The sequence below is a fragment of the Oscillospiraceae bacterium genome (assembly GCA_031265355.1).
GTDB lineage: Bacteria > Bacillota > Clostridia > Oscillospirales > UBA929 > JAIRTA01.
This window is the reverse complement of sequence record JAISCT010000060.1, coordinates 12622-38814: the sequence shown is the minus strand read 5'-3', so window position 1 is coordinate 38814 and position 26193 is coordinate 12622. Positions and strand designations below refer to the sequence as shown.

At 59.2% G+C, this 26193-nt stretch carries 24 protein-coding genes; 16 read left to right on the top strand and 8 right to left on the bottom strand.

Features of this window, described 5'->3' with window-relative positions:
- The first annotated feature begins 3 nt into the window (after window positions 1-3).
- Complete coding sequence (locus LBK75_09090) at window positions 4-549, top strand: DUF4276 family protein (GenBank protein ID MDR1158436.1); 546 nt, start codon at window positions 4-6, stop codon at window positions 547-549.
- Here the strand turns inward: LBK75_09090 and LBK75_09085 are convergent.
- Window positions 508-816: a hypothetical protein gene (locus tag LBK75_09085; protein ID MDR1158435.1), complete on the bottom strand. Its 309-nt coding sequence runs from the start codon at window positions 814-816 to the stop codon at window positions 508-510. The genes LBK75_09090 and LBK75_09085 overlap by 42 nt on opposite strands.
- Between LBK75_09085 and LBK75_09080 the strand changes: the two genes are divergently transcribed.
- On the top strand, window positions 808-1080 hold the full coding sequence (locus LBK75_09080) for a hypothetical protein (GenBank protein MDR1158434.1): 273 nt from the start codon (window positions 808-810) through the stop codon (window positions 1078-1080). The genes LBK75_09085 and LBK75_09080 overlap by 9 nt on opposite strands.
- Here LBK75_09080 and LBK75_09075 read toward each other — a convergent pair.
- Genes LBK75_09075 through LBK75_09060 form a run of 4 tightly spaced genes read right to left on the bottom strand, consistent with a single transcriptional unit; the run spans window position 1002 to window position 3997 of the window.
- Window positions 1002-1286 carry a DUF1294 domain-containing protein gene (locus LBK75_09075; protein MDR1158433.1) on the bottom strand — a complete coding sequence of 95 codons (285 nt, stop codon included), beginning with the start codon at window positions 1284-1286 and terminating at the stop codon, window positions 1002-1004. The genes LBK75_09080 and LBK75_09075 overlap by 79 nt on opposite strands.
- Window positions 1287-1300: 14 nt before the next feature.
- Entirely contained in the window at window positions 1301-2491 is a 1191-nt protein-coding gene (locus LBK75_09070; GenBank protein MDR1158432.1) for an RtcB family protein, read from the bottom strand.
- On the bottom strand, window positions 2488-2667 hold the full coding sequence (locus tag LBK75_09065; protein ID MDR1158431.1) for a hypothetical protein: 180 nt from the start codon (window positions 2665-2667) through the stop codon (window positions 2488-2490). The genes LBK75_09070 and LBK75_09065 overlap by 4 nt, the downstream gene beginning before the upstream one ends.
- A gap of 37 nt (window positions 2668-2704) precedes the next feature.
- On the bottom strand, window positions 2705-3997 hold the full coding sequence (locus LBK75_09060) for an AAA family ATPase (protein MDR1158430.1): 1293 nt from the start codon (window positions 3995-3997) through the stop codon (window positions 2705-2707).
- Window positions 3998-4414: 417 nt separating this feature from the next.
- Here LBK75_09060 and LBK75_09055 point away from each other — a divergent pair, with 417 nt between their 5' ends.
- The 6 genes from LBK75_09055 to LBK75_09030 all read left to right on the top strand — a co-directional run bounded on the left by LBK75_09055 (window position 4415) and on the right by LBK75_09030 (window position 10879).
- Complete coding sequence (locus tag LBK75_09055) at window positions 4415-5473, top strand: Fic family protein (GenBank protein MDR1158429.1); 1059 nt, start codon at window positions 4415-4417, stop codon at window positions 5471-5473.
- Between the two features lie 197 nt (window positions 5474-5670).
- Window positions 5671-6546 carry a sce7726 family protein gene (locus LBK75_09050; GenBank protein ID MDR1158428.1) on the top strand — a complete coding sequence of 292 codons (876 nt, stop codon included), beginning with the start codon at window positions 5671-5673 and terminating at the stop codon, window positions 6544-6546.
- Between the two features lie 5 nt (window positions 6547-6551).
- Window positions 6552-7484 carry a sce7725 family protein gene (locus tag LBK75_09045; GenBank protein MDR1158427.1) on the top strand — a complete coding sequence of 311 codons (933 nt, stop codon included), beginning with the start codon at window positions 6552-6554 and terminating at the stop codon, window positions 7482-7484.
- Window positions 7481-8614, top strand: coding sequence for an RES family NAD+ phosphorylase (locus LBK75_09040; protein MDR1158426.1), 1134 nt, complete (start codon window positions 7481-7483; stop codon window positions 8612-8614). The genes LBK75_09045 and LBK75_09040 overlap by 4 nt, the downstream gene beginning before the upstream one ends.
- A gap of 199 nt (window positions 8615-8813) precedes the next feature.
- Window positions 8814-10298: a hypothetical protein gene (locus LBK75_09035; protein MDR1158425.1), complete on the top strand. Its 1485-nt coding sequence runs from the start codon at window positions 8814-8816 to the stop codon at window positions 10296-10298.
- Complete coding sequence (locus tag LBK75_09030; GenBank protein MDR1158424.1) at window positions 10295-10879, top strand: DUF6320 domain-containing protein; 585 nt, start codon at window positions 10295-10297, stop codon at window positions 10877-10879. Before LBK75_09035 ends, LBK75_09030 begins: the two co-directional genes overlap by 4 nt.
- Window positions 10880-11065: 186 nt before the next feature.
- On the opposite strand, the gene yfbR is transcribed toward LBK75_09030, so the two are convergent.
- On the bottom strand, window positions 11066-11653 hold the full coding sequence (yfbR, locus tag LBK75_09025) for a 5'-deoxynucleotidase (GenBank protein ID MDR1158423.1): 588 nt from the start codon (window positions 11651-11653) through the stop codon (window positions 11066-11068).
- 166 nt (window positions 11654-11819) lie between these two features.
- On the opposite strand from yfbR, the gene LBK75_09020 reads away from it, so the two are divergent.
- On the top strand, window positions 11820-13004 hold the full coding sequence (locus LBK75_09020) for an iron-containing alcohol dehydrogenase (GenBank protein MDR1158422.1): 1185 nt from the start codon (window positions 11820-11822) through the stop codon (window positions 13002-13004).
- Window positions 13005-13063: 59 nt separating this feature from the next.
- Here LBK75_09020 and LBK75_09015 read toward each other — a convergent pair whose 3' ends face one another.
- On the bottom strand, window positions 13064-17203 hold the full coding sequence (locus LBK75_09015) for a glycoside hydrolase family 97 catalytic domain-containing protein (GenBank protein ID MDR1158421.1): 4140 nt from the start codon (window positions 17201-17203) through the stop codon (window positions 13064-13066).
- Window positions 17204-17394: 191 nt separating this feature from the next.
- Window positions 17395-18597, bottom strand: a complete 1203-nt coding sequence (locus LBK75_09010) for an MFS transporter (protein MDR1158420.1) — start codon at window positions 18595-18597, stop codon at window positions 17395-17397.
- A 357-nt stretch (window positions 18598-18954) separates the two neighbouring features.
- Here LBK75_09010 and LBK75_09005 point away from each other — a divergent pair, with 357 nt between their 5' ends.
- The 7 genes from LBK75_09005 (at window position 18955) to LBK75_08975 (ending at window position 26072) form a co-directional block, all read left to right on the top strand.
- Complete coding sequence (locus LBK75_09005; GenBank protein MDR1158419.1) at window positions 18955-19329, top strand: nuclear transport factor 2 family protein; 375 nt, start codon at window positions 18955-18957, stop codon at window positions 19327-19329.
- 212 nt (window positions 19330-19541) lie between these two features.
- Window positions 19542-20399 carry a helix-turn-helix domain-containing protein gene (locus LBK75_09000; GenBank protein MDR1158418.1) on the top strand — a complete coding sequence of 286 codons (858 nt, stop codon included), beginning with the start codon at window positions 19542-19544 and terminating at the stop codon, window positions 20397-20399.
- A 185-nt stretch (window positions 20400-20584) separates the two neighbouring features.
- Window positions 20585-21964, top strand: a complete 1380-nt coding sequence (locus LBK75_08995) for an aldehyde dehydrogenase family protein (protein MDR1158417.1) — start codon at window positions 20585-20587, stop codon at window positions 21962-21964.
- 5 nt (window positions 21965-21969) lie between these two features.
- A complete protein-coding gene (locus tag LBK75_08990; protein MDR1158416.1) occupies window positions 21970-22890 on the top strand; it encodes a phosphate butyryltransferase in 921 nt (306 codons plus the stop codon).
- A 134-nt stretch (window positions 22891-23024) separates the two neighbouring features.
- Window positions 23025-24095, top strand: coding sequence for a butyrate kinase (gene buk / locus LBK75_08985; protein MDR1158415.1), 1071 nt, complete (start codon window positions 23025-23027; stop codon window positions 24093-24095).
- Window positions 24096-24162: 67 nt separating this feature from the next.
- On the top strand, window positions 24163-25065 hold the full coding sequence (locus LBK75_08980) for an amidohydrolase family protein (protein MDR1158414.1): 903 nt from the start codon (window positions 24163-24165) through the stop codon (window positions 25063-25065).
- A 95-nt stretch (window positions 25066-25160) separates the two neighbouring features.
- A complete protein-coding gene (locus tag LBK75_08975) occupies window positions 25161-26072 on the top strand; it encodes an amidohydrolase family protein (GenBank protein ID MDR1158413.1) in 912 nt (303 codons plus the stop codon).
- The last annotated feature ends 121 nt before the right edge of the window (window positions 26073-26193 follow it).

Sequence of the window (26193 nt, the reverse complement as noted above, 5' to 3'; positions counted from 1 at the left end):
TGTGTGAAGTATGTCTTTCTGACAGAAGAGAGGTCCATGTCAACATTTCTCAGCGCATTGTTCAAAAACATATTTCCGACGTTGAAGTTCCGAGTTGTACATCATGAAGGGAAAGATGACTTAAAAAAGTCGATCATAAACAAACTGAAAGCTCATTCCGATGCGAATATACGAGTCATCGTTCTCGTGGATCAAGATAGTTCTCCTGACTGCAAGAAATTGAAACAAAACATTGATGACTTGTGCAAAAAATCCGGGAAAGAAAATTATAAAATCCGAATTGTATGTCATGAATTGGAATCTTGGTATTTGGGCGATTTGGCATCAATAGATGTTGCATTTGGGACCAATCTTGCACGCGATAAAGGAAAGAAAAAATATCGAGAGCCAGATAAAATCGCCAATGCGAAACAGATGATTAAACGTATTACAAAACAAGCGGGACAGATATATATAGCATCCAAAATTGGTAGCGCCATGACACCAGAGTCGATAGCGGAAAATAAATCAAAGAGTTTTCAGAGTTTTTTGAATGCTCTTGATTTTTAGCGATGCCTTATCTGCTGCTTTTTCGATGACAGCGCCATGTTTTGGGTCGTTCCATGTATCTGCGCCCGGCAATAACTCTGGAATTCTACGGATCTGCCCCGCTTCGATATGCCGCCCGAGCTCCGCGAGAAAGAACTCCAAAAGTCCCTGCGCCAAGCTGTGAAGTTCCTCGTGGCCAACGGTCTTGTCGCTCCTGGAATAATCGGTGGTGGCTTTTTGAATATAGTGTGGTATACTGGTTTCCAGGAGGCGGTTCATTTGAAGCAACGATTCATTCCGCTTGAGAAGCAAGCCAAGCGCAAACAGCGGGCATACTACACGGCCCAACGCAAAGACTGGGGCGATGTAAATCCAATCACAAGGGCAACACCAAATCCGAAAGCGTATAACCGCAAAAAATCCGGGCAATGGTTTGAACACGAACCAAGCCCGGATTTTTATTTTTCCGATGTTTACAGTGCTGATGCGTACATAATGGCGATCACCGCGACCATTGTATTCAGCACCAAAAGCAGCGGCACGCCAATTTGAAACTTCAGATGCCTTGTTTTGTGGCGGAATATGTACATCCCGAGCAGTGCGCCAGGCCCGCCCATGAGCACCGTCATTGTCAGCAGTGTTTTCTCGCTGACGCGCCGGCCACCGCGTCTGGCTCTGCGTTTATCCCAGCCGTACAAGCAGAAAACCACCGCGTTCCAAATGGCGAGCGCGACGACACCGTATCCGATCCACGTCATAATCCACGCTCCCTCTATTCCGCCGCCTTGAAGTTATACAGCGGGTTGATGGTTTTGACGATCTCCGCCGTGTCGCCAATGTTCGCGATGATCTCATCCATGGGCTTATACGCGAAGGGCGACTCGTCGATGGTACTCTTGTTCACCGTGGAGGAGTAGATACCCTCCATCGACTTCTCAAACTGAGTCAGCGTGATAGCCTGTTTGGCCGCCGACCGGCTCATCAGACGTCCGGCACCGTGCGGCGCCGACTGGTTCCAGTCCGGGTTGCCCTTGCCGACGCAGATCAGGCTGCCGTCCCGCATATTCATCGGGATCAACACGCGTTCGCCGATCTTGGCGGAGATCGCGCCCTTGCGGAGGATCATGGTATCCAAGTCGATATAGTTGTGGACGGTGGTAAACTGCTCGTCAACCTTGAACTTCACTTCCTTGACAATATCACGGACGATAGCGTGGCGGTTCCAGTCGGCGTAGCGCTGGACGATGGCCATGTCGTGCAGATAATCGTCGAACAGCGCGCCCTCGCAGAAGGCAAGATTGCGGTCAACCTTGCGGACGCCCAGCTTTTTCAGTTCCGCCTGAATCTCGGTTTCGCGACCCTGCCGTTTGAGGTCGGCAATTAGGGCGTTCACGTCCTTGGCCTTGCGCTGAAGGTCTTTGGCGGCGGCGTTCTGATAATGCTCGGCCACCTGCTTGCCCAGATTCCGGCTGCCGGTGTGGACGACAAGATAGAGCCTGCCGTCGCCGTCGCGGTCAAGCTCAATAAAGTGGTTGCCGCCGCCCAGCGTGCCTAGGCTCAGCTCCGCCCGTTCAAGATTGACATGTTTCGCGCAACGCAGCTTGGATAAATCCATCTCGCCCATATACTGGTGCGGTGATTTACGCGTATCGAAGCCGGCTGGAATCAGGCGGTGGATTGCCTTGTCTAGTTGCTGCGGCTCCACGCGCTCGTCACGCAGAATCACCGTCTCCATGCCGCAGCCGATGTCCACGCCCACGAGGTTGGGCACAACCTTATCGCTGATTGTCATGGTCGTGCCGATAGTGCAGCCCGCGCCGGCGTGGGTGTCCGGCATGACGCGGATTTGGCTGCCGGCGACGAACCCCTGATTCAGCAGGTTGATGATCTGGGAAATCGCCTCGGATTCAATATTATCGGTAAACACCTTGGCGGTGTTATATTTGCCCTGCAGTTCGATCATTGCGATTCACCGTTGTCCTTGTCATCCATATAGGTATGCGGTTGCTCTTTATAATCAGCTACATAGTATCCTTCAATGGTGGTGTCGCCCTCCGCGCGCCGCAATTCCTCCGCATCTCGGATATTGCCTAAATTGCGGAGAACGTCAATATCGTCAAAGAGAAAAGGGTTCCGCATCGTTACACCTCCGCCAAGTGGTCGAATTCGACCACTTTCAAATCAGTTTCCTGGTGATGCAGGCAAGATACAGCGGGATATTGGTAATACAGCCGTCCTTGACATAGCCTCGCTTGGAGTAGCGGATCGCCATGCGGGGCCGGCGGTTCTTGATGTACGCCTTGAAGCTGGCGGCGGTTTTGTCCTCACCGCCTTTCACCTCCACCGGAATGACCTCCATGCCGTTCTGAATCAGGAAATCCACCTCGCCGCGTCCGTCCGCGAAGAAACGCGGCTCCACTTCAAACTGCCCGGCAAGCTGCTGCAGCACGAAGTTTTCCGTCAGCGGCCCTTTAAACTGATAATCGCTTTTCAAGAGGATAGCGGCATTGTCGACGCCAGCCATATGCTTCAAAAGCCCGGCGTCAAAGAGAAACAGCTTGAAATAGTTCGGTTGCTCAAAGGCTTTCAACGGATGCTCCGGCTTGGATACGTTGTAAACGCGGTTCAGCATACCCACTGACACCAGCCATTCGATAGCTTCCTCAAACTCCCGCGCCCTCGCGCCTTCTTTCAGGCTGCCATAGATGAATTTTTCATTGCCTTTGGCGAGCTGGGACACAATGCTGCGGAACACTAGCAGAATCCTGCCGCTGTTGATTTTGCCGTTGTGCTTGGAGAAGTCGTTCTCGTAGATGGTCACCAACTCGTTCTGAATCTGCCGGATGCGCTGCGGGTCTTTATAGCTTACCCATGACGCGACGCATTCGGGCAGACCGCCTATGATCAGGTAGTTGCTGTACGCTTCAAACAGCCAGTTGTGGAAAATCTCCTCAATGGGCTGATTTTTTTGGATTTGCGTAAAGTAGCCGTAGAGCGGTTCATCAACGGCGGCGAGAAACTCGTCAAAGGCCAGCGGATAGAGGTCAATCAGATTGACCTGACCCACCGGATAGGACTTCGGCTTGGCGAGCAATGTGCCAAGCAAACTCCCCGCCGCGACGACATGATACTCATTGGCCTGCTCCCTGAAATATTTCAGAGAGTTCAGCGCCGCTGAGCATTCCTGAATCTCGTCGAAGACGATGAGCGTTTCACCCGGCAGAATTTTTTCACCTTTCAGAAGCCCCAGCCGCTCAATGATGCGCTGCGGGCTTTTGTTGGTCTCAAAGATGGAAGACAGGTCGTCCTCCTCGTCAAAGTTAAAATAGACATAGCTTTGGTACTGCGTTTCCCCGAACTCGCGCATGAGCCAGGTCTTGCCGACCTGCCTCGCGCCTTTCAAAATCAACGGCTTGCGCTCCGGGTCGCGCTTCCATGCCAAAAGCTGTTCAAATGCGTTTCGTTTCATACAAAGCCCCTTTCATGTTGGGATAGAAATAGTATAACACGTTTTCTGCGGTTTTCAAAGAGTTATTTTACACGTTTTTGCAAACAATTATCCCGATCGATTACACACTATTGCAGAAAGGCGGGTGCAAACCTATGCCAACACGGTACATTCATTTTACCGAATCCCAAAAACAGGCGGCGAAGCAGACCGACCTCGCCGCCTTCCTCCAAAGGCGGGGGCATCCAGTTAAGGACGCCTCCGCCAACAGGAGAGGGTATAGGTTTACTACGTCTTCGGCAAATTTTTTGCATCTTTTTGTCGTATTTAATTGAGATGTTTTGAAAATGACGGGAAATAATCTTCGCCAAGGGCTTGCAATGTCCATCATATTTAGGTATAATGATGGAGTAAAATGATTCGTGAAGGAGATTGCCAATGAAAGTTTTTGATTATAAAGGCATCCCTGGGGCTCTGCTTACACCTGAGATTGTGGCGATGCTGTCCTCCATACATGAACACAAGGGAAAGCAGGAACTCTATGTCGAAGCTCACGCCGACGTTCTGACGACCTTGATGGAGATAGCGAAAATCCAAAGCACGGGCGCGTCTAACGCCATCGAGGGTATCCACACCACTGACAAAAGATTGGAGGAACTGGTCAGGGACAAGTCCGCGCCGCGCAACCGTACAGAGCAGGAAATCGCCGGATACCGCGATGTCCTCGCCGCCATACACGAGAGCTATGATTACATCTACCCGCGTCCGAACATCATCTTGCAACTGCACAAGCAGCTTTACTCGTTCTCCAAGAGCGCGATAGGAGGCTCTTACAAGAACTCTGACAACTTCATCGCCGAGACCGATGCCGAGGGAAACCAGAGCGTCCGTTTCCAGCCTGTACCGGCATTCCTGACCGCCTCTGCAATGGATGACCTATGCACCGCATTCATCGAGAGTCTGGGAAAAAGTGAATATGACCCGCTTCTTCTGATTCCGATGTTCGTACTGGATTTCCTTTGCATCCACCCGTTTAACGATGGCAACGGCAGGATAAGCAGGCTTCTCACCTTGCTGCTGTTCTACCGTGCCGGATACATCGTCGGGAAGTACATCAGCGTGGAAAAGCTCATTGAGGGAAGCAAGGACACCTATTATGAGGCTTTGCAGGACAGCTCCAACGGCTGGCATGAGAACAAGAATGACTACGCGCCTTTTGTCTGTTATTACCTTGGTGTCATAGAGAAATCCTATAACGAGTTTGAGGAGCGTATCGAATACCTTTCCGACAAGGGATTATCGAAGCCTGACCGTATCAAGGCGTTCATTGATCGCAAAATCGGCAAAGTCTCAAAGAAAGAGATTCTGGAAGTCTGCCCCGACATCAGCAAGGTCACTGTGGAGCGTACCTTGACGGCACTCGTCAAGAGCGGATACCTTGTCAAAATTGGCGGTGGCAGGTCAACGGCTTACGGGAAGACCGATAAGCAGGAATGAGATTGGAAGGACTAAGTATGATGACTTTACCGATGAAAGCAAAATGATGGCATATCACTGAGTTTGACGAAAGCATGGCGGAAAGCGTGCATATCAACTCGCGTGATAGTGATGATAATTTTTGCATTTTAGCGGATGAAATGGTTGCATTTTAGCGGATAGTGTGATATATTCATGAGGGGCGGTGATGTAGCGGCGTGGCGGACGACGGCAGAGCGATCCACCGCGTATTCACACGCGGCGTTGTAGGCGGCTTGCTTCGGAACGGTACGAACGCGGTGTTCGACTGCGTTGTGCATCGTTATATTGACGAACCGGAAAACAAAACATACGGGGCGCTTTTCAGCGAGATATACGCGCACCTCGGGCAGGAACAGCGCAACGAGTATTATTACATGAATACGCTGCTGAACAAGCTGCTTGCAGGCATTCACAGCGTCGCCACCACGACGGCCTTGTCGAAGGTGCGTGTCGGGCGGGCCGTCGCCGATTTCATTGTGATCAACGGCGAGGAGAAGATATACGCGCTGGAAGTGAAGTCCGAGCTTGACAACTTCGACAGACTGTATGACCAAGTGAGCAGCTACTACAAGGCATTCAGAAAAGTATCGATTTTGGTGTCGGTACGTGCACTGAAACGGGTTGAGCGAGTGCTTTCCGGGTTTGGCGCTATGGGCGAAGGTGTCGGCATCCATGTTTTGTCCGACCGCGACACCATTTTTAGCAAGGTCCATGGCAGAGAACCGAAGCCGTTTGACGACTGCCTTGACCACAGTTGCATTTTCAACCTTCTGCGCAAACGCGAGTATGAAAATGTGCTGCTGGCATACGGCGGTCATATACCGCAGGTCGCGCCGGTGTTTTACTACCGGGCCTGTCTTGCACAGTTTGGGCAGATCCCCATTCTCACTGCGCAAGCGTTGGCCTTTCAAGAACTCAAAAAACGAAATAAGATCACAAAAACTGCGTTTGAACGCATCCCGCCGGAACTCAAATCCGTTGTCTATTTTTCGGATTTGACAAAGAAACTGCCGGACATAGAGCAGCTCCTTCAAACAACTTACAGGGGGTGACAGGCATGTATTTTCCCTATCTCAGAGGGCGGCAATATGAACTGCTCGCGCTCAGGGACATGGCCAGAGACGGGCTGCTCAGCAAGTCTATAATCCCTGTGGTGGAGCCTGTGAGATTGACGACCACGTTTGATACCGTTCTGCGCACATTTGCCGACGTACAAAATAGGATGGCGCTCGTTTTCAATCCGGCTGTCGGTGAGTACGGAGGCAGCTGCCATTTCATAGACGCCTACTGCGCCAGAGGCGGCGTCGTCGGTCATGTCATGCCTGCTTTGCTGATGGGTTCCAATGTGTCTGTCGTCCTTTCAGCTATGGCGGCGCAAGGCGTGACGCGATCGAATATCATCACAATCCTCGACAAGCGGGATTTCCTGGGGCTCTATAAAGACCAGTTCTCAGACACTGCCCCGCAGTATACACTGTACCCGGATGAACGCCAGATCAAGCGCGCGGTGAAACGGGGGAAGGTTCTGTTTACAGACCGGTTTATCAAGCAGGATAAGAACGCCGATTATGCCAAGAATACGGACGAATTTTTTTCCGACGACCATCTGTTTTTTGAAGAGGAGGGTTGCGTCGGCTTCGGGGACTATTCCATTGTCGGTAATAAATATGATGAAAGCGGATTCGCGCCTACGGCAGTGGCCATTCACATCGTGTATTTTGCGAGTGACGACACATTGCGGATGCGTCATTTTGTTTCCGATTCCAATGTGGGAACGGAGGACGTGGCCGGGAAATATTACGAAGCTGTGACGAAGCTGGTCGGGTGGTATTATGATGGACACCAGGGGCAAAAGACCAGCGCCTTGTCGGCCTTTTTACATCATTATGAAAATGGCTATTACCCGGGGTTGCCCACCATCAAAAAACTTTCCGTCATGCATCACCTGGAACTTGTCGGTCAATACCTCGACGGAGGCACGGCGAGATGAATTGTTGTATTGAATGTTTCTGCGATGCGCATATACGGGCTGCCGTAGAGAACTGGGGGAAGATGGGGGATTGTGACTTCTGCGCTTCGAAGAATGCGGCGGTGTATGGTCTCGGTGCGACGCCCAACCCAATCGCCGAGATGATCATAGGACTAGTACAGACATACTCCGTTTCTGACAGTGAAGACGCGAAGCCTTTGAAGATTGCACTTTGCGACGACTGGGACATATTCAATGCCGAGCCGGAGCTGATACTGACGCTGGTGAAAAAGCTCTGTGAATCTGCCTATGCCGACGGCGATGATATTTTTACGAAACATGTGTTTATTCCACAGCTCGCGGATCGCGATTTTCTCCGCGAGTACGGCGTTGTGCGTGGGTACAGTTGGGGCGAATTCTCAAACTCCATCAAGTACGGCAACCGCTTTCACAGCGGGATGTTCAATGCCAGCGTATTCGCGTCGTTTTTGTCGATCGTCACGAAGATGTATCCTGCGAGGTCCCGGTTATACAGAGCGAGAATTTCCGCAGACAGAGGCGGTTTTTCCAAAGACGATATGGGTGCGCCGTCGAGAGACAAACGGAGCGCCGGACGAATTAACCCCGAGGGGATCGGCGTTTTATATCTGTCTTCGGACGTCAAAACCGTTCTCAACGAAGTGCGCGCCAGTGTGTTTGATTACGTCACCATCGGCACATTTCAAAACACGCGCGACATTCGGGTCGTCAATCTCTCCGGCGTCGCGCAGACGAGTCCGTTTTTGTACGAAGGTGAATTGGAACAATTCGCGGCCAATCGCAAGGTGTTTCAAGAGATCGCCGCCGAGATTGCGAAACCGCTGCGGCGAAGCGACAGCCCGCTGGAGTATCTGTCGACGCAGTACATCACCGAATTCATCAAGAGCGAGAATTACGACGGCGTCGAATACGCAAGCACGCTGAAACAGGGCGGGAACAATGTGGCTGTTTTCGATGAAACACTGTTCGATTGCGTGGACACTCAAACGGTGGAGGTTTCTAAAATTTTCTATGCGACAAACCCGCCGCTTGCGGACGGCTCTGTCGCGGCGGACGGTGCAGGGGAATCACCGCAAGCGGCCCCGCCGCTTTGGCCGGAGACGGCGCCCTGAAATGTTTTGGCGTTCGTAAAAATTGCACTTGTTTGCGCGGGCCGGACAAAAAAGCCCGCGGAAGACTTGACACAGTCCAAACGGCCGTGTTACAATTGCTCCATCTGATAGAGTAATGGGAAGCCCCATCCGGCGGGCTTCACGGACGGCGTCCCGCCGCCCGCAGGGGGCGCCCGAGACGCTGTGAGGAGGATGCTTCTTGTGGGAGATCCGACAGCAGGGCAGGTGGCAGGGGCTGCCGGAGGCGGACGCGGCCGTCATTGAGCAATATCTTGCGGACATCGAACGCCGGATCCGACTCTCGCCGAAGGAGACGGCGGCCATCGTCGAGGACATGGCGCGGCTCATCCGCTTCTATCTGGCGGAGGGGCTGACGGCGCAGGCGGCCACGGTGCGGATCGGCGGCGATATCCTGGGCGATTTTTACACCGAAGCCGCGCCGGAGGAGTGGTACCCGCTGGACAGCGCGGCCAAAGTCTACCCGCTGATGCTCACGCACGCGTCCATGTCGGTGTTTCGCGTCTCGGCCTATTTGTGCCGGCCGGTGGTGCCCTGTGTGCTGCAAGTCGCGCTGCTGTCCACGGTCAAGCGGTTCCCGCTGTTTGCCACCACGGTGCGCAAAGGGTTCTTCTGGCACTATATCGACGCGACGCGAGGCCGGTTTACCGTCAAAAAAGAGGACAACCTACCGTGCGTTCCCATCGACGTGAGCGGTGCGCGGGCGCTCAGTTTCCGGTTGCAATACTACGAAAGGCGCATCTCCCTGGAGGCCTTTCACATCCTGACGGACGGTACGGGCGCGCTGACATTTTTGAAGACGCTGGTGCGGGAGTATCTTCGTCTGCTCGGCCGGGAGATCCCCTACGACACGGACGTCCTGAGCGTCTCCGAGGCGCCGGACGGCGCCGAGCTGCAAAACGACTTTCCACTGGCCGACAAGGCGGACAAAGAGGGCTTCTGGGCCCGGCCCGCCGCGCAGATCCGGGGCTGGCGCACCGGCATCCAGCCCGCCCGGGTGCTGCATTTTCTCATGTCGTCCGGGAAACTGCGGGCGGTGTCGAAGGCGCACGGCACGACGGTGACAGGGTTTCTTGCCGCCGCGTTGTTCGTGGCGGCCGCGGCGGCGCTGCGCCGGCCGGGGCCGAAGCGCCGGCTGCACATACAGATCCCGGTAAACATGCGGCAGTTTTACCCGTCGAAATCGTTGCGCAATTTTTCCATGTATAGCATTTTGCAGTGTACATACGACGAGATCACGGACCTCAAAGCCGTGATCCCCATCGTGAAGGCGCGGTTGCGCGCGGGCACCGGCAAAGAGGCGATGGACCGCATGATGAACCTGACAAACGCCCTTGTCGCGCATCCCATCCTGTGTTTCCTGCCGCTTATGGTGAAGCGCCCCGTCTTTCGCCGGATCGTGAGTTTTTTTGACGCGCGCGCGCTGACGGCGACTTTGTCAAACCTCGGCATGGTGAGGACCGACTTCGGCGGCGAGGTCGATTTTTTTGAAATGGTGTTGTGCGCCAACCGCATCCACGGGGCGTGCTGCGCGATGGTGGGGTACGGAGACAAGAACGTCCTCTCCATCACAAAATCCACGCTGGAAGACACGTTGGAGAGAAAAATGTACGAGATTCTGGTCGAAAACGGAATCGACGTGGACATAGAGGGAGTGAGCCTATGACGGCCGGGTTTGAGATCAAACACACGCTCTACCCTCGGATGAAGATCAAACGCGTCACGCTGAACCGAGTGCGCGGATGGACCGCGCGTGCGCTGCTCGCGGCGCTTGTCGTATGCGGCATCGTCAACTTGGCGGTGGGTGGCCCGCCGTGGAGTTTCCTGGTGGCCGCGGGCGAATGCATCTTGTACCGCGCCTGCCTGGCCAAGGAGCCGATCGAGGCTACCTTGCTGCAAAAGCTGATGTCCGTGCTGTTTCCCGTCTGCGGGCTGCTGCTGCTGACGGACTGGTTCGGCGGCGGCGCCTCCGAGAAGGCGATGCCGCTGACATACCTGGGGGTACTCTGCCTCAGTGCCGGCATCTATTTTTTGGGGTTCAGGAAACAGCGCAAGAATCTGCTGCCGATGTTTCAGATGTTGGCCGTCGCTCTGGTCACGGTGGCCGTCGGTTTCTTTGCGCCCTGGGGGCTCAACTGGCCGCGGATCGTATTGCTCGGACTCACCGGGTCGCTCGTCATACTGGCGCTGGTGGGCTTTCGCCGACCCATCGTGTCCGAACTGAGGAGACGCTTCAGCGCGCGGTGAGCGGCGGCCGGAAAATCCCCAAGCGTCTTGCATCACATCCGGCACAACCGTTCCGGAGTGCGACGACACCACCGCATCTTGTGAAATCCGCAAGATGCGGTGGTGTCGTCGCATAAAGCGCCGCGAAGTGGGCACGCTTGTCAGAAAGATGATCAAGGTTATTTCCCGACGCCCCAATGGGGTCTTTCAGTTGTCCGTCAGTACGTCCAGAGAGAGACTGAAGGAGGGGGCGCAGTGGGTGAGGAACCAGTCGACCTCCGGGCGGCGCATCGCCTGCAGCTTGTCCAGAGACTGCCGGGCGGCCCGGGCGAATTCGTCGTTGCCGGCGCGCAGCTCCTCAAGACATTTGAGGTAAGCCGCCAGTTTGTCGGCGGCCCGCACAGTGTGCAGAAGCTCGTCCTCGCCGCTCTCCGAGACGAGGGGCCGATAGTGCGCGTGCAGCGCCTCCGGCAGCAGCGACAGCAGCCGGGCACAGGCGGAGGTCTCCACCCGCTGGTAGGCCGCCCGGATCTCCGGGTCGAAGTACTTGACCGGCGTTGGCAGGTCCCCCGTATAGATCTCGGCGGCATCGTGAAAGAGCGCCGCCTCCGCCGCGCGGGCCGGGTCGGCGGACGGCAGATGTAAGATCTCGCGCCGGATAAGCGCCAGCGCGTGGGCCAGTACGGCCGTCACAAAGCTGTGCTCTTGAAGATTCTCCGGCTGGGTGTTGCGCATGAGGCCCCAGCGGGCGATGTGGCGCATGCGTGCGATGAGGGCGTAAAAATGGTACGGCAAAGCCGCTCCTCCTGTTCCGATGTGGACTCGGCGCCTCGTCACGCCTGCCGGGTGCGGCGCCCAATGGGACCGTTAAACAGCCCTTTATCCATCATATCATGCGGCCTGGGTGGTGTAAAGCGCCCACGGCGCGAGCGGACACAACACAAGAAGGAGACAAAGGCCGATGACGGACATCACATTTCATCAAAAAGTCAAAGTGATCTATGGAGACGGCGCGGTCAGGTCGGCCGGCGCGGTCGTCCGCGCGATGGGAGGCAGCCGTGCGCTGGTTGTCTTCGACGACGGCGTGCGCGGCGCGGGGCTCCTCGGCAAACTGACCGCCGCGCTGGACGGCGCCGGCGTTGCCTATGTTCTCTTCGGTCGGGTGGAACCGGATCCGCCGGCTCATCTGGTGGACGAGGGCGCGCGGCTGTGCCGCGAGGCCGGCTGCGACGCCGTGATCGGTCTCGGCGGCGGGAGCAGTCTCGACACGGCCAAGGGCATCAATTTGCTGCGGTTCAACCGGGGTCCTATTCTGGCCCTGGCGTACGCCGAGCAGCCGCCGGCGCGCAGCCCGGGGCTGCTTTCCGTCCCCACCACCGCCGGTACGGGCAGCGAGACTTCGGACGGACTGATCATCACCGACACGGAGACGGGGACCAAGGTGCCCATCCTGGCGGTCGACGGCATGTCGGAGTACGCCCTGGTCGACCCGGGTCTCATGGCGGGCATGCCCCCCGTCCTCACCGCCCACACGGGGTTGGATGTGCTGGCGCACCTCTGTGAGACGGCCACCACCGTCCGCCGCAGCCCCTTCACGCTGCCCCTCGCGGAGGCGATGGCCGCGCGGGTGGTCGCCTGGCTGCCGGTGGCCGTGCGCGACGGCGCGCACCGCGAGGCCCGCGCGCAGATGGCGATCGCGTCCACGATGGCCGGCTGTCTGCTGGCCAACCACGGCGCCCATGTGGGGCATTCGATTGCCCACGTACTCGGCGCGCGTTTTCACATCCCCCACGGGGCCGCCTGCGCCTACGCGGAACCGTGGGTGCTGGCGTTCAACGCCCCCGCCGTGCCCGAGGAGACACGCCGTCTCGGCACACTGCTGGGCGCCTCGTTCACCGGGCGGGAAAGTCCGAAAGAGATCGGCGCGAAGACGCGCGACGCTTACCGCGCCTTCGGTGCGCGCCTGGGTCTGCGGCCGCTGGCGCGCTATCTACCGGAGTCCCCCGACATCGCCGCCCTGGCCGCCGCCGTGGCGGCCGAGCCCTTTGCCACGCTCAACCCGCGCCCCGTGGGAGAACCCGAGGCGGCGGGGCTGCTGGAGGCCATATGGTGCGATGCCAAAAACGGATCCGGCGCGACCCTGTGACAGGCCGCGCCGGATCCGTTTTTGATGTCAGTCGGTGGGTACCCGGCCGGCGGAGAGCGTCAGGGGATGGTGTGTCCGTCCGTCAGCGGACGGTATTCCGTATCCCAGACGAAGAGTTTGACCCTGTGGGCGGAGAGGGTTTCGCTGTCGACGGTGAAGACGACGTCGCCGGCGGTGTGAGCGCCGACGGCGGCGTCTTGGACGTCGCAGGAGGCTAGCCGGCCGGCTTCGTCGTACAGCGCCAGCAGGAGGTGCAGCGAGGCGGGCGCGGACATGTCGTTTAGGATCGACGCCGTAACGGTGAGGCCGCCGTCGCCGATCTCCCGTGTCTCGACGTCCACCGAGAGGCCGGCGGCCCGGACGGTGACCGTAAGCCGTGCCTTGACGCCTTTCGTATTCTTCACCGGCCCTTCCGTGTCGTCCAGCGCGCCCTCAAAGAGATACTGCCCGGGCGTGTCGGGATCGTAATCGGAGGAGATCCACGTCACCGGATAAACGCCGCCGCCACCGCCGGCCAAGAGGACGGGAACGGTCTCGGGCAGACCGAGCGCGTCCACGGGCGTGCCCTGGGCCGCCGAGAGCGCCAACGGTTCCGCCGCCAGCACATAGTCCTCCACAAACGACGTAAACGGGAGGACGACGCCGTTGTAAGTGAAATCCTCGAAGGTCACGGGGATGAGCGTTTCCGCGGAAAGCGTGGTGTTGCTGTTTGTCGCCATGACGCCGATCTCCAGGGCCTCCGCCGCCAGACCGTCGAAGGCGGCGTTTGTGAGCGCGCTGATCTGCGTCCAGTCGTCCTCCGCATTCACTTTATAGTAGGCCGTGAATTGGGAGCCGCTCTTCACAAGACGCAGATAGCTGGTCACATGGGTGGCGGAGCCCTTCACCTGCCGCTCGTTGTAGCCGCCGGTGTAGGAGAATAATTGGTAAATATTGGGAGATCCGTCGATGGCTAAACTGCTGTGGTAGCGCTTGATGGCGGCTACGATCCGGGTGGGGTTGGCGACGGGGCGGACCACCAGCGCAAATGACTGGTAATTTATTACAGGCACGCCCGTCACTCTCACGCTGATGTCGAAGTCGGCGTCCGCCGGGGGGCGGAGCACCATGTTGTTGGCCAGATCGGAGGGGCCGAAATCGCCCAGAGACGAGGTGATCGTGAGCGAAGTCGGCGTGTGGTAGACCGGCCCGCCGGCCAGCGGCCGGAGGACATGCCAGCCGTCTGTGGGGGCGTGGCCGAGCTGTAGCGTCACGCGGACCGTGGAGACGGCCTGCACATCGCCCATGGCTGCGCGCGCGGTGATGACCGCCAGACCGGGTGCGTGCGCGGTGACGAGCCCGGTGCTGGAGACGCTCGCCACCGCCTGATCGCTGGAGGACCAGAGCAGGTCGCTGGGGTCGTAAAAAGCGGGCGTCGTCACGGGGACGAAGCGGTAGGTGTCAAACTGCGCCACCGTCACAGTCTTGGGCAGCGAAAGGCTCTCGAAAGCGGTCGGCCGGATGAGTTTCAGCGCGCAACCGCCACCGTCGATCATGACCACGTCGATTGCATCGCCTTTCACGACGCTCCGGGTCTCCACATCCATGTCGTCCTTGCCGCCGCCGACTCTGTCTTTGTAAATCTCGGCCCGGTAGGCGACGCCCTCGTCGAGGAAGTCCAGCGCGAAGGTGACGGTCCGTTGCCCGTTGTTGTTGGCGGCGCCCACGTACCAGAGGCCGCCCCGACGCCGCGCGACGGCGGCGTATTCGTTCGGCCGTCCGCTGAGAAAGAGGGTCTCGTCCCAGGCGGACGGGAGATTTTTGAGGAACGGATAGGCCGGCGTCCGGCGGTAATTTGCGGCGTTATCCGCCATGCAGGGGATGCCGCTCTCCAGCAGAACGTTCAGCGCGAGCTGTTGGCTTGTCGTGATGTTGCTGCCGCTCACCGGGTAGATGCGCGGCGTGAAATCCGTGGGGCCGACAGCACTGCGGGTAAATGGCAGAATGGTGTCCTGCGCCCTGGAATTGCCGTTGGCCTCCTCGCCGCGCACGCCCTCGCGGTTCAGTGCGTTGGGGAAGGTGCGGATCTCGCCGGTCGGTTTGTTGGCGCCGTGGCAGTTGAGGATCAGGCGCAGCTCGGCGCAGAGCGCGTAGAGCTCGCTGTAGAGCTGTATTCTGTCCTGCGACTCCCGGTCGAAGAAATCGGCTTTGATGCCCACGATACCGTCGTTTGCCCACTGTGTCAGGTGTGCCTGGCGCTCCGCTTCCGTGTCGAAGTCGCTCACATGGACCCACACGAGGATGCCGACGCCCTTCTCTTTGGCGTAATCGAGGACATTCTCCTTGAAGTTTGCGGGGTAGCGCCCGTCGTAATTGCCCCGGCCGGCCGACTGCCAGCCCTCGTCGAGGATGAAGTACTGCCAGCCCATCTCGGCGGCGAGGTCGATGTAACGGCGAATCTCGGTCTGGTTGCTCTGGATGCCGGCCCCGCCGACCATCCAGGTCCAGACGGAGACGCCGGGCTTTACCCACTCTTCAAACTGATACTTTGGGTCGGGTGCGGGGCTCAGGTTCTCGGCCATCGTATTTTCTACAACATGACCCAGCGGCCCCGTGACGGCGAAGCGCCAGGGCGACTGAAACGGGGTTCGGCCCGTCGGCGCGCTCGACTGCTGCTGCGGCAAGCCGAGCTCCATCGTCGTCGAACCGGCCGCCGTATCGAGGACAGAGCCGCAGTACGGCTGTGTGATGAGGTCCGCCTCGCTGAGCAGCACCCAGGCGCCGCCGGACGTCTCGTAGAGCAGCGGCAGCGTCTGCTTGCCGTTTAGGTTTTCAATGGTGGTCTGCGCGTAGGTGCCCTCGTGAGAGAAACTGCCGCTGCCGTTCGGCATGGCGAACACGGTAGACCCGGCGGGCGCGGCAAAGGCGCTGGTCTCGTCCGTCAGCGTGATGTCTGCCTCCGCGCCGTCCGCCCGGGCGATGCGGTAGCGAAAGGCGACGCCATCGTCGTAGGCCCGGAAGATGACGTCGAAGTGCGCGTCGCCCTTGGCAAAACGCAACGTCATCTCCTGGGCGCGGTTTGTGTAGGTGGAGGCCTTGCCGGAGAGGACGTCATAGGTCTCGTCGATCGTGCGATCCTCTCGGCCCAGGAATGTGAGGCCATTGGAAAAATCACCCAAACTCGTCTTGAATCCGATGGGCGACGGCTCCACGACGATCTCGGTCTCCTGCACGGCGTAGTAAGACAAAATGCCGCTGTCGTCGAGCCGCGCACGCACGCCGCCGCGTCCGTTCGGGGCGTTCAGCGTCCAGGCTTCGGCGTATGCGATCACGCGGAGTGGGGCGGCGGCCGCCGTCTCCCGGCCGTTTACGACCGCGCGGTAACGGATGATTGCCTCCCCGGCCGCGTGGGCGGTGAGGGCGCCCGTTTCGCTCACGGTGACGACGGTTTCATTTGAAGAGGAAAAATGCTGCTCGCTCGGCGCGGCGTCCACCGGGGCGCCGGCCAGCGTTGAAAAACGGGGCACGGCGAGCGCCGTGCCGCCGGCCTCCAGCGTGGCCGGCAGGTACAACGAAGTGAGGAGACGGTCCGTGTCGTCGACGTACAGCCTGGGTTCTACCCAGATGCCGTGCGCGTGGCTGATCGAATTGCCGCCCTCCGCGACGCCCCGGGTCAGAAGCCGCAGTGTCTGGGCGCCTTCGGGGATCGCCACGTCCGCCGCGCCGCGCACGTCCCGGTCTGTCAGGTAGCCGACCCCGAGGATCGAGCTGTCCAGCAGCAGGGTATCGTCCGCATAGAGAAAGAACTGCACGCGGCCGTTGTTCGCGGCCCGGTCGGGGTCGTTGACGCCGTAAAAGGCAGTGAACCGGGTTGCGTGGAAGCCTTCGACGGCAAAGACCACCTCTGAATTGGCGTGCGCGGCAAAGCCGTACGCATAAGTGACCGTTTGGCCGTCTGGGTCCTTCAGTTTCAGAGCGCCGCGACCGTCCGGCGCCTCGTTGACGCGGTATCTGTCGTAGGTGTAGCTGGTGGAAACAGGCGTGAGCGTCTCGAGCTGCAGATACCCGGGGGCCGCGGCCGCCGGCGGGACCGGCAGCGGCGGGTACAGCCCAAACAGCAGCGCTACGGCGGCGACAAAGGCCGCCAATCGGCCGATCCGCAGACCACCCCGGCGGCCGGCCGAGCGCGGGGATGAGGTGCGCGCGTGAGAGGTAGACATCGTGCTTGCTCCCTTCTTCCGGCGCCTCTCCGTGTTCGTCACTGCCTTTGGCAGAAACGGGGGCGGCCTTTGGCCGCCCCCAGAGGCGCTCAGTTGATCTCTATCCCCTCTAAAATATCACGAAGTGGGGGTAAAGTCAAGCGGATTTTCGCATACAATCTGTGCAAATTACACATGCCAGACGCCCGGCGTCAGACGGCGGGGCGCGCCTCCGGCGCTGGGTTTGGGCAGGTTTTTGTGAGGTAGGCGCTCCAGACGATCTCCAGCGCCAGGATGATGCCGAAGAGAATGGCCGAGGTGGTGAACGCGCCTTTGGCGCCGAGCCCGCCCCAAAGTGCGGTGAGCGCATTGATGAGGATGGGAGAGAGGATGACGCCAAGCGTCATGAAACTCATTGAGATCGAGAGTGTGGGGGCTATCTGGTCGGAGGTGCAGAGGCGCCCGACCACATAGCTGCCGCCGCTGATCTGGACCCCGAAGAAGATGCCGAGCAACACGGCGGAGAGATAGATGAAGAAGATGCCGTGGAAAAGGGCGACGGCCAGCATGCCGGCCAGGCCGAAGAGGGAAGCCAAGGCGCCGACATAGAGCTTCACCCGGCGAATGAGCGGCTGGAACACGACGCCGACGCCCGCGCCGACGACGGTGGTGACAAACATCGCGAGACCGGAGACCGTGGCGTCGCCGAGGCTCTCCGCGCTGATGTACAGAGAGATGTTGAGCGGGAACGTGACGTAACAGACGAACATCAGCACGACGAGGATGCATTGGATCCAGCCCTTCACAGGCACGGGGACCTTTTTGGCGGCGCCGGCCGGGGGCGGGGGCGCCAGTTCACCTTTCGGCAGGCAGAAAAGTGCGACGAGGAACATGGGCACGGCCATCAGGTAGAGGTAGAAGATGTTGACCCAGCCTCTGACGGCCAGAGGGCCCGCGGCCAGCAGCAGCAGCGCGGAGGCGCCCGCGTTGAAGGTGGCGTTGAGACCGAGCAGGGTGTGCTGGCGGCGGTCTTCGAAGTGCTGCATGATCAGTGTGGTGATGAGCGGGAGCATGAAGCCCTGACCGGCGCCCACGAGGAAATTGCAGACGTACAAGACGGCCAGATGTCCGTGGATGAAGAGCGGCGTGAGACCGCCGACGATGATGCACGCGGCGCCGACAAGGAGCATGGACTTGATGCGGAATTTGTGCGTCAGGAAACCGACGAGGAGAGAGATAGGGAACCCGCCTATCATACCCATCTGCATGACGTACTGGATGGCAATCGGGCCGGCGGTGGGGAACGCGGCGTCGAGATCGGCCATGATGACGGAAACCATGTCGTTCATCTGAGCCAGGCAGGCCAGGGCCAGGATGGCGATGATTAGGGCGATGCTGCTTGTTTTCTTCTGCATGCGGCGACAATCCCTTCTGATTATTTTTATGCAATTTGCTTCCAACCGCAAGGAGGTATCCGCACTGAAAAACACACAATCTCACCGTTGTTTTTGTGTATTTTGTGCTATGCCCATAGTGTAGCATCAAAGATGGGGCTCTGATTGCAAAAAGCGGATATTTTCATCATATTTTAACGTAATCATATATAGAAAATGATGAAATCAAAGGGAAAACTGTAAAACACAGGGGATATAAATAAGATATTCCATGCGGTATTGGCACGCCGGCGGCTTCCGTTTTTTGCAATGCCCGCCGAAAACAGTGTGCTATGGTAGAGGAGGAGATGTTACGATAAACATAAGGAGGATATATGAATGAACAACCATGTAGAGACAAAAGCGATCCTGCAAGTAATCCAAAATTACAAAGAGGGCACGTACCGGGCGGATGTGGATCTGCTGAAGGACGTATTCCACGAGAAGGCCGTCATGAACGGGTACCTGGGGCCGAATGTGCTCCTGGCGGATCCCTCCGGCTTCATCGCCGACATTGGCGGTCTTCCGTCGATGGCTTCAAACAAAGACCCCTACCAGGCCGAGGTGGAGCATATTCACATCGAGGGCGGCGTTGCCTCGGTGACGCTGTCCGAGACAGGCTTTCGCAGCGAGGGGCGGCTCGTGGACTTCTTCCACTTGATCAAAACGGATGGGCGGTGGCGCATCATTTCGAAATTGTTTGCAACCGTCTGAGGAGGCAATGGCGAATTTTGGGAAATTTTGAACGTTTTGACTTGATTTTTAACGCCAGATCGGGTAAAATCATAGTGTAGAGGTCGGATCCTGAAGGCCGTCCGTGTATTGTCGCTCGGAGAGGACGATCGGCGAGGCAAGGGCGGACCTTTTTTCCATCACCGCGGGCAGCGTTTCCGGCCTGCGAGATTACAGAAAAAGAGTGACGACGAATGATTGTGGCAGATGTTCTTCGAGATCTTCAGGACAATTCGCCCCCCTTTCAGCCCCTTCTCAACATCCGAGTCCGAGATTACCGGGAGAAGGCGATCAACTGGAACGGCGTCGGTATTAAAAAGGGCGCGCTCTGTTATCAGTTTCGGTCCAGCCCGGATCCGGAACTGTGTCAGATTCGCATCCTGCCGGACGCGTGCTCGAATGTCTTTATCGAGTGCGGTTTTCAAAATCCCGACGCGATCTTCTCGGGGGCGTTCTTTGAGCCTAAGATGCTCACCGTCAAACCGGACACCGAGTATTTCGGGTTCAAACCGTACTCAAACCTCGGACTCAAGTGCGAGAAATTCAAACTGAGCGAACTCGCCGATTCTGCCGTATCCTTTTGCGAGGCCTACCCCATGACGGAGGAACTGCTGGCGCAGATGCGTGCAACCGGCGATTTTGAAGAACGGATTCGTCTGTTCTGCACGTTTGCCGACCGACATATGACAAACCACGACTACGATCCTACCTTCATCGATTACTTCACCGTAATGATCTGCTCCTCCAGGGGCAATGTCCTGTTTAACAACATGCGGCAGGTGACGGGCTACTCCGAGCGGTACTGCCGGGAGCGTTTCAAAGAAGTGCACGGCTGTTCTCCCAAACAGTACAGCGGCGTCATGCGCTTCCAAAGCGTGCTCAAGGATCTTCTGAAAGAGAAGGATGTCGGGGTCTCGTCCCTTGTGTTCAACAACGGGTATTTTGACCAGGCGCATCTGATACGGGACTTCAAGCGGTTTGCCATGATGCCGCCGGACAGGTTCCGCCGGACATTCCGTTCAGCCCGCGCGCGCGCGGCGGCCCTTTCGTGAGGACATGCACGGCTCCCAGCGCCCCGGAGGCAATGCGGACCGCTTTGGCCGCTTTTCCTCCGGGGCGTTTTCGATGGAGAGGCGCCCTGAGAGAGGCGCCTTTAAATACAATCGCGCATATACAAAGCGTGGTACGATGAAGGGGCCAGAATGATGCAAATACCACGAAAAGGAGCTAAAAAATTATGGATAACGAACAAATTGTTGCCGGTATGCTTCACAGGGCGCGTACGGCGCTTGCGGCCTTCTCCGTCTTTGATCAGGCGCGCGTCGACGCCTGCCTCAGGATGATGCTCCTCGCCTTCAAAGCGCATGCGGAGGCGCTCTCCCGCGAGGTTGTCGAGGAGACCGGCCTTGGGGACTACGCGTCGAAACTCGAGAAGAACACGACTTCCCCCGACGGCATCTGGTATGCGCTGAAAAGAAAGCGGTCGGTGGGCGTCATCGGCTCCGATCCTGAGAAGCGCCTGACCTACGTCGCTTCTCCCAAGGGCGTCCTCTGCTCGGTGGCGCCCACGACAAACCCAAACATCACGGTGCTCTTCAACGCGGCCTTCGCCCTCAAGGGGCGCAATGTGCTGATCGTGGCGCCGCACCCCCGGGCCAAGCGGACCACGCGCCACACCGTAGAGATCCTGACCCGCGCGCTGGCGGAGGCGGGCGCGCCCGAACACCTGATCCAGTGCGTCGAGGAACCCTCGATCGAGTGCACGCAGCTCCTGATGCGGCGCTGCGATGTGATCATCGCGACAGGCGGCGCTGCGATGGTGCAGGCGGCGTACTCAAGCGGCCGTCCGGCCTTCGGCGTAGGACCCGGCAATGTGCAGACCATCCTCGACAAAGACGTTGACTACGCGCAGGCCGCCGCCCAGATCGTCCTCGGGCGCAGCTTCGACAACGGCCTCATCTGCGCCGGGAACCAGTCCGTCATCCTGCCGCGGACGGACCAGGGCGAGGTCGTTGCGGCGCTGCAGGCCAGCGGAGCCCACTACGTTGAAGATCCGAACGAGGTGGAAAAATTCCGTACGGCGCTGTTTCCAAACGGCGGACCCATCAACCGGCGCCTTGTCGGTCAGAATGCCCAGGCCATCGCCCGGGAGGCCGGTGTGGAGATCCCGCCGGAGACCGCCGCCATCCTGCTGCTGGGAGATTCCGAACGGATCGGCGCGGCCGACCCGCTGTGCGGCGAAAAGATGTGCCCGGTGCTGGTGGCTTTTCCCTATGACACCTTTGAGCAGGCGGTGGAGATCGCGAAGACCAATTTGCGCTATGAGGGCGCGGGTCACACCGCCGTCGTCCATACAAACGACGAGAAAAAGGCCGAGTACTGCGGCACGCAGCTCCCTGTGAGCCGGCTGCTGGTGAATCAGCCCGGCATCTTTGCCGCAAACCCCGCGCTGGCCAACGGCTTCAACCCCACCAGTACGCTGGGCTGCGGTTCCTGGGGCAACAACTCGATCTCAGAGAACCTGACGTTTGAACATCTGATCAACATCTCGCGCATCGGCTGGATGCGCCGGGAAGAGGACATCCCCACCGTCGAACAAATTTGGGAGGAGGCGTGAGCGGCGTGACAATCAAATCGTTTTCAGAAGTGGCGCGGCGGGTAAAAGCCGCGCCGGCGCGGCGGACGGTAGCGCTTGTCTGCGCGGCGGACGAACACGCGCTGGCGGCGCTGTTCCAGGCGGAGGCGGAGGGGCTGCTGGGTTCGCTTCTCGTCGGCCGCGCCGCAGAGATCCGCGCCGCGGCCGAACGGCTGGGCCGCACGGTCTCCGACGATCGGATCCTCGATGCAGAGACCACGGACGCCGCCGCGCAGGCGGGGGTCGCGCTGATTCGTGAGGGCCGGGCGCAGGTTCTGATGAAAGGCCATATGGAGACCAGTGAACTGCTGCGCGCGGTGCTGCACAAGGAGGCGGGGCTCTCTCTCGGCGGTGTGATGTCGCACCTCTCGGTAAACGAGATCCCCGCGTACCACAAGCTGCTCATCACGACGGACGGCGGCATGCTGCCGTATCCGACGATGGAACAGAAGAAGCACATCATCGACAACGCCGTGCGCGTGATGCGCGCGTTGGGCAACGACACACCGAAGGTCGGGATCCTGGCCGCGGTGGAGAAGGTGAATCCGCGCATGCCCGAGACGGTGGAGGCGGCGGCGCTGAGAGAGATGAACCGGGACGGCGAGATCCGGCACTGCATTGTGGAAGGGCCGATCTCCCTGGATCTCGCCTTGGTGCGTGCGCGCGCCGAAACAAAAGGATATCGGAGCCCCTGTGCCGGCGACGCCGATATCCTTGTCGTGTCGAATATCCACACGGGCAACATCCTGGGCAAGAGTCTGGTGGAGATGGCCGGCGCCCGGATGGCCGGACTCGTAATGGGGGCGGTCTGCCCCATCATCGTCACATCGCGCGGTTCGTCCGCCGAGGAAAAATACAACGCGTTGGTGCTGGCCTGCGCCGTCGCCGACGGTACCCCGGCCGACTGATGCGGCAGGCGCGGCGGACACCGCGCGCATCACGAAGTGCTATAGTACCTTGTTGCCGCGAAGCGGCAACAAAAAACAAGAATTTGGGTTGTGGGTTGCAGGTGCAACCCACATTAGGAGAGGACAGGCGTCTTATGGAAAAGATTTTGGTGCTAAACCCGGGCTCCACCTCGACGAAGATCGCGGTCTACGACGGAGAGACGCCGCTGTTTACCGCCGCGCTCGAACACACCGCGGAGGCGCTCGCCCCCTTCCGGGAGATAGGGGATCAATACGCCTTCCGCCGGGATCTGGTGCGGGCGGAGATGGAGGCGCGCGGCGTGGACCGCCATGACCTGACGGCCGTCGTCGCCCGTGGCGGCCTGCTCCCGCCCGTCCGCGCCGGTGCATACGAGGTAAACGACGACATGGTCTGGCAGCTTTGTCACAAGCCCCAAAACAACCACGCCTCCAACCTGGCGGCGCCCATCGCAAAATCCATCGCAGACGAGGTCGGCGTCAAGGCCTACGTGTACGACCCGGTGACGGTGGACGAGCTCATCCCGCTGGTCCGTCTCACCGGGCTGCCGGAGATGCGCCGCAAAGGCATGGGCCACAACCTGAACATGCGGGCCACGGCGCTGCGCTACGCGAAACAAATCGGACGGCCGTACGGTGCGCTCACGGTGGTGGTGGCGCACTTGGGCGGGGGGATCACCCTCACGCTGCACCGCGAGGGCCGCATCATCGACATGATTTCGGACGACGAGGGTCCCTTTTCCCCCGAGCGCTCGGGGGGACTGCCGATCTTTCAGGTGATCGACATGATGGCCGAAAACGGCGGAGACAGGCGGGCCGGCATGGACCGCGTGCACCACAACGCCGGTCTGGCCGCCCACCTCGGTACCAAGGACGCCCGCGAAGTGGAAAAACGCATTGTCGCGGGCGACGCGCACGCGCAGCTCGTGTTTGAGGCCATGGCGCTGGAGGTGGCCAAGAACATCGCGAAACTGTCCGTCGTGGTGAACGGCCGGCTCGACGCCGTTCTTCTCACCGGCGGCCTCGCTCACTCGAAACGTCTGACGGGCTGGATAACGGCGCGCGTCGGTTTCCTCGCGCCGGTGGAGGTGATGGCGGGGGAAAACGAGATGGAGGCGCTCGCGCTCGGCGCACTGCGCGTCCTGCGCGGCGAAGAGACGGCCCACACCTTCCAAAAGGTCCTCTGATCCCAGCATGCCCGATCGCACACAAAATTATATGTAAAAATTTGGAATCTCGGAAGGAGGATCCCTTATGCGAAGGATCATCGACGCGCACGCGCACCTGGGAGACATTTTCCACGAAAATCGGAACATCAGTTTCAAGACGAACGTCAAGAAAGGCGACTATGAGGACCGTTTCATCGAGCTGGAGGAGTCTCTGTTTGAAAAGCCTCTCTTTACGGACGACCCGCGCGATCTGCAGCTTGTCATCGACGGCGGGCAGTTCCGCTGCCTGGAGGCCACGCTGGAGAACACCGTGCGCCAGTTGGACGAGTGCGAGATGGCCGGTATCGTGCTGCTGCCCGTGCTGCCGAACACGACCTTCGAGGAGTACCTGGCCGCCTCCAAGCTCGAGCCGCGCCTCATCCCCTTCACGGCCGCGGACATGACGCTGCCGCTGGACGAGATGACGGCCAAGCTGCGCCGTGATGTCGGCCGGGGCGCCAAGGGGCTGAAGCTCCACCCAATTTTGCAAAACGTTCACTTGATGGACGACCGCATGGTGGCCGCGGCGGAGGTGTTTGCCGAGGTGGATCTGCCGGTGGTGATCCATGTTGGCGAGGGGACGTACTATTCCGCGGACAAGAACTACCCCGTAAACTCCAAGTACGGCGCGATGGCGGACTTCTTCTCGTTCGCCCGGCTCCGGAAGGACCAGGTGTTGGTGGCCGCCCACTGCGCGGCCGACGCGGACGTCCTGATGGAGGGCTGCCGCGGTCTGGAGAACGTCTACGCCGACACCTCGTTCTGTTCGGTGGACCTGGCCCGCAAAGCCGTAAACATCATGGGAGCGGACCGCGTGATGTTCGGCACGGACTACCCCTTTGTCAATGAAAAATTCTGTGTCGAGGTCATCGACAGAGCCTTCGCGGACGACCCCGTCACAAAGGATAAGGTCTTCTACGGCAACATCGCGCGTCTGCTGCACCTGTGAGACGCTCGCCCGCCGGGCGCCGGAACGACAAAAGGGCGCCCCTCACCGCGCCGACCAGGCAGCGCCGGACGCGGCGCCCATCAGGAGGGAAAATCATGGCCAAACGCATTATCGATTCTCACGCCCACATCGGCGATATCTTCCACGGGAATAAGAACATCACATTCAAGACGAACATCCAAAAGGGTGACTACGAGGACCCGTTCATCGACTGCGAGCGCTCCGGCTACACGATCCCGTTGATTCCCAAGGAGGTCGAGGATCTGATACGCGCCGGCCAGTACCGCAGTTGGGAGTGGACGCTTGAGAACTTGACGAAGGAACTGGACGAACACCCGGAGGTGGTCGGCATTGTTATGCTGCCCATCTGGCCGAACCAGACCTTTGAGGAGTATCTGGCCGCGTCGAAGCTCGAACCCCGCATCATTCCGTTTACGACCTGTGTGTTTGACATGCCGGTGGGCGAGATGCAAGACAAGCTGCGCCGCGACGTCGCCCTCGGCGCCAAAGGGCTGAAGCTGCACCCGACGATCCAAAACGTCCCGCTGAGCGACCCGCGCGTAGACGCGGCCATGGCGGTGTTCCGCGAGGCCGATCTGCCGGTTCTCACGCACTGCGGCGACAACCCCTACTACACCTCGGACAGCCCCCACAGCCGCGTGAGCACACCGGCGTACAGCGAGGTCTCCCGCGTGGTGGACTTCTGTCGCCGGTGGGGTGACGTGAAGATCATCGTGGCGCATTGCTGCAGCGATGTGGAGGAGTTCTACCCGATGGTGCGGGGGCTTTCCCATGTATACACGGACACCTCAATGTGCTCCGCCGCACGGATGCGTCAGGGCGTCGAGCTGCTGGGCGAGGATAAGATCCTCTTCGGCACGGATGTGCCCTTCGGTTCCTTCCACTACTCCATCGCCGAACTGGACCGCGCCTTCCCCGACGCCCCCGAAGTCCTCGACAAAGTGGCCTGCGCCAACATGGCCACCCTGATGAAACTGGATTTTTGACCCCCAATTGGGAACCGATCATACCCGTAATGGAAAAGAATGGGCTTTCGGAATTCACATCCGCAAGCCCATTCTTTGCGAAGCGCTGAGGCGCCTCGGTCCAATTCTCGCATTCACCTTC

Coding starts and splice junctions, on each gene's coding strand:
- LBK75_09075 (MDR1158433.1), bottom strand. CDS start 1,286: ATGACGTGGATCGGATACGGTGTCGTCGCGCTCGCCATTTGGAACGCG.
- LBK75_09070 (MDR1158432.1), bottom strand. CDS start 2,491: ATGATCGAACTGCAGGGCAAATATAACACCGCCAAGGTGTTTACCGAT.
- LBK75_09065 (MDR1158431.1), bottom strand. CDS start 2,667: ATGCGGAACCCTTTTCTCTTTGACGATATTGACGTTCTCCGCAATTTA.
- LBK75_09060 (MDR1158430.1), bottom strand. CDS start 3,997: ATGAAACGAAACGCATTTGAACAGCTTTTGGCATGGAAGCGCGACCCG.
- LBK75_09055 (MDR1158429.1), top strand. CDS start 4,415: ATGAAAGTTTTTGATTATAAAGGCATCCCTGGGGCTCTGCTTACACCT.
- LBK75_09045 (MDR1158427.1), top strand. CDS start 6,552: ATGTATTTTCCCTATCTCAGAGGGCGGCAATATGAACTGCTCGCGCTC.
- LBK75_09040 (MDR1158426.1), top strand. CDS start 7,481: ATGAATTGTTGTATTGAATGTTTCTGCGATGCGCATATACGGGCTGCC.
- LBK75_09030 (MDR1158424.1), top strand. CDS start 10,295: ATGACGGCCGGGTTTGAGATCAAACACACGCTCTACCCTCGGATGAAG.
- LBK75_09020 (MDR1158422.1), top strand. CDS start 11,820: ATGACGGACATCACATTTCATCAAAAAGTCAAAGTGATCTATGGAGAC.
- LBK75_09015 (MDR1158421.1), bottom strand. CDS start 17,203: ATGTCTACCTCTCACGCGCGCACCTCATCCCCGCGCTCGGCCGGCCGC.
- LBK75_09010 (MDR1158420.1), bottom strand. CDS start 18,597: ATGCAGAAGAAAACAAGCAGCATCGCCCTAATCATCGCCATCCTGGCC.
- LBK75_09005 (MDR1158419.1), top strand. CDS start 18,955: ATGAACAACCATGTAGAGACAAAAGCGATCCTGCAAGTAATCCAAAAT.
- LBK75_09000 (MDR1158418.1), top strand. CDS start 19,542: ATGATTGTGGCAGATGTTCTTCGAGATCTTCAGGACAATTCGCCCCCC.
- LBK75_08995 (MDR1158417.1), top strand. CDS start 20,585: ATGGATAACGAACAAATTGTTGCCGGTATGCTTCACAGGGCGCGTACG.
- buk (MDR1158415.1), top strand. CDS start 23,025: ATGGAAAAGATTTTGGTGCTAAACCCGGGCTCCACCTCGACGAAGATC.
- LBK75_08980 (MDR1158414.1), top strand. CDS start 24,163: ATGCGAAGGATCATCGACGCGCACGCGCACCTGGGAGACATTTTCCAC.
- LBK75_08975 (MDR1158413.1), top strand. CDS start 25,161: ATGGCCAAACGCATTATCGATTCTCACGCCCACATCGGCGATATCTTC.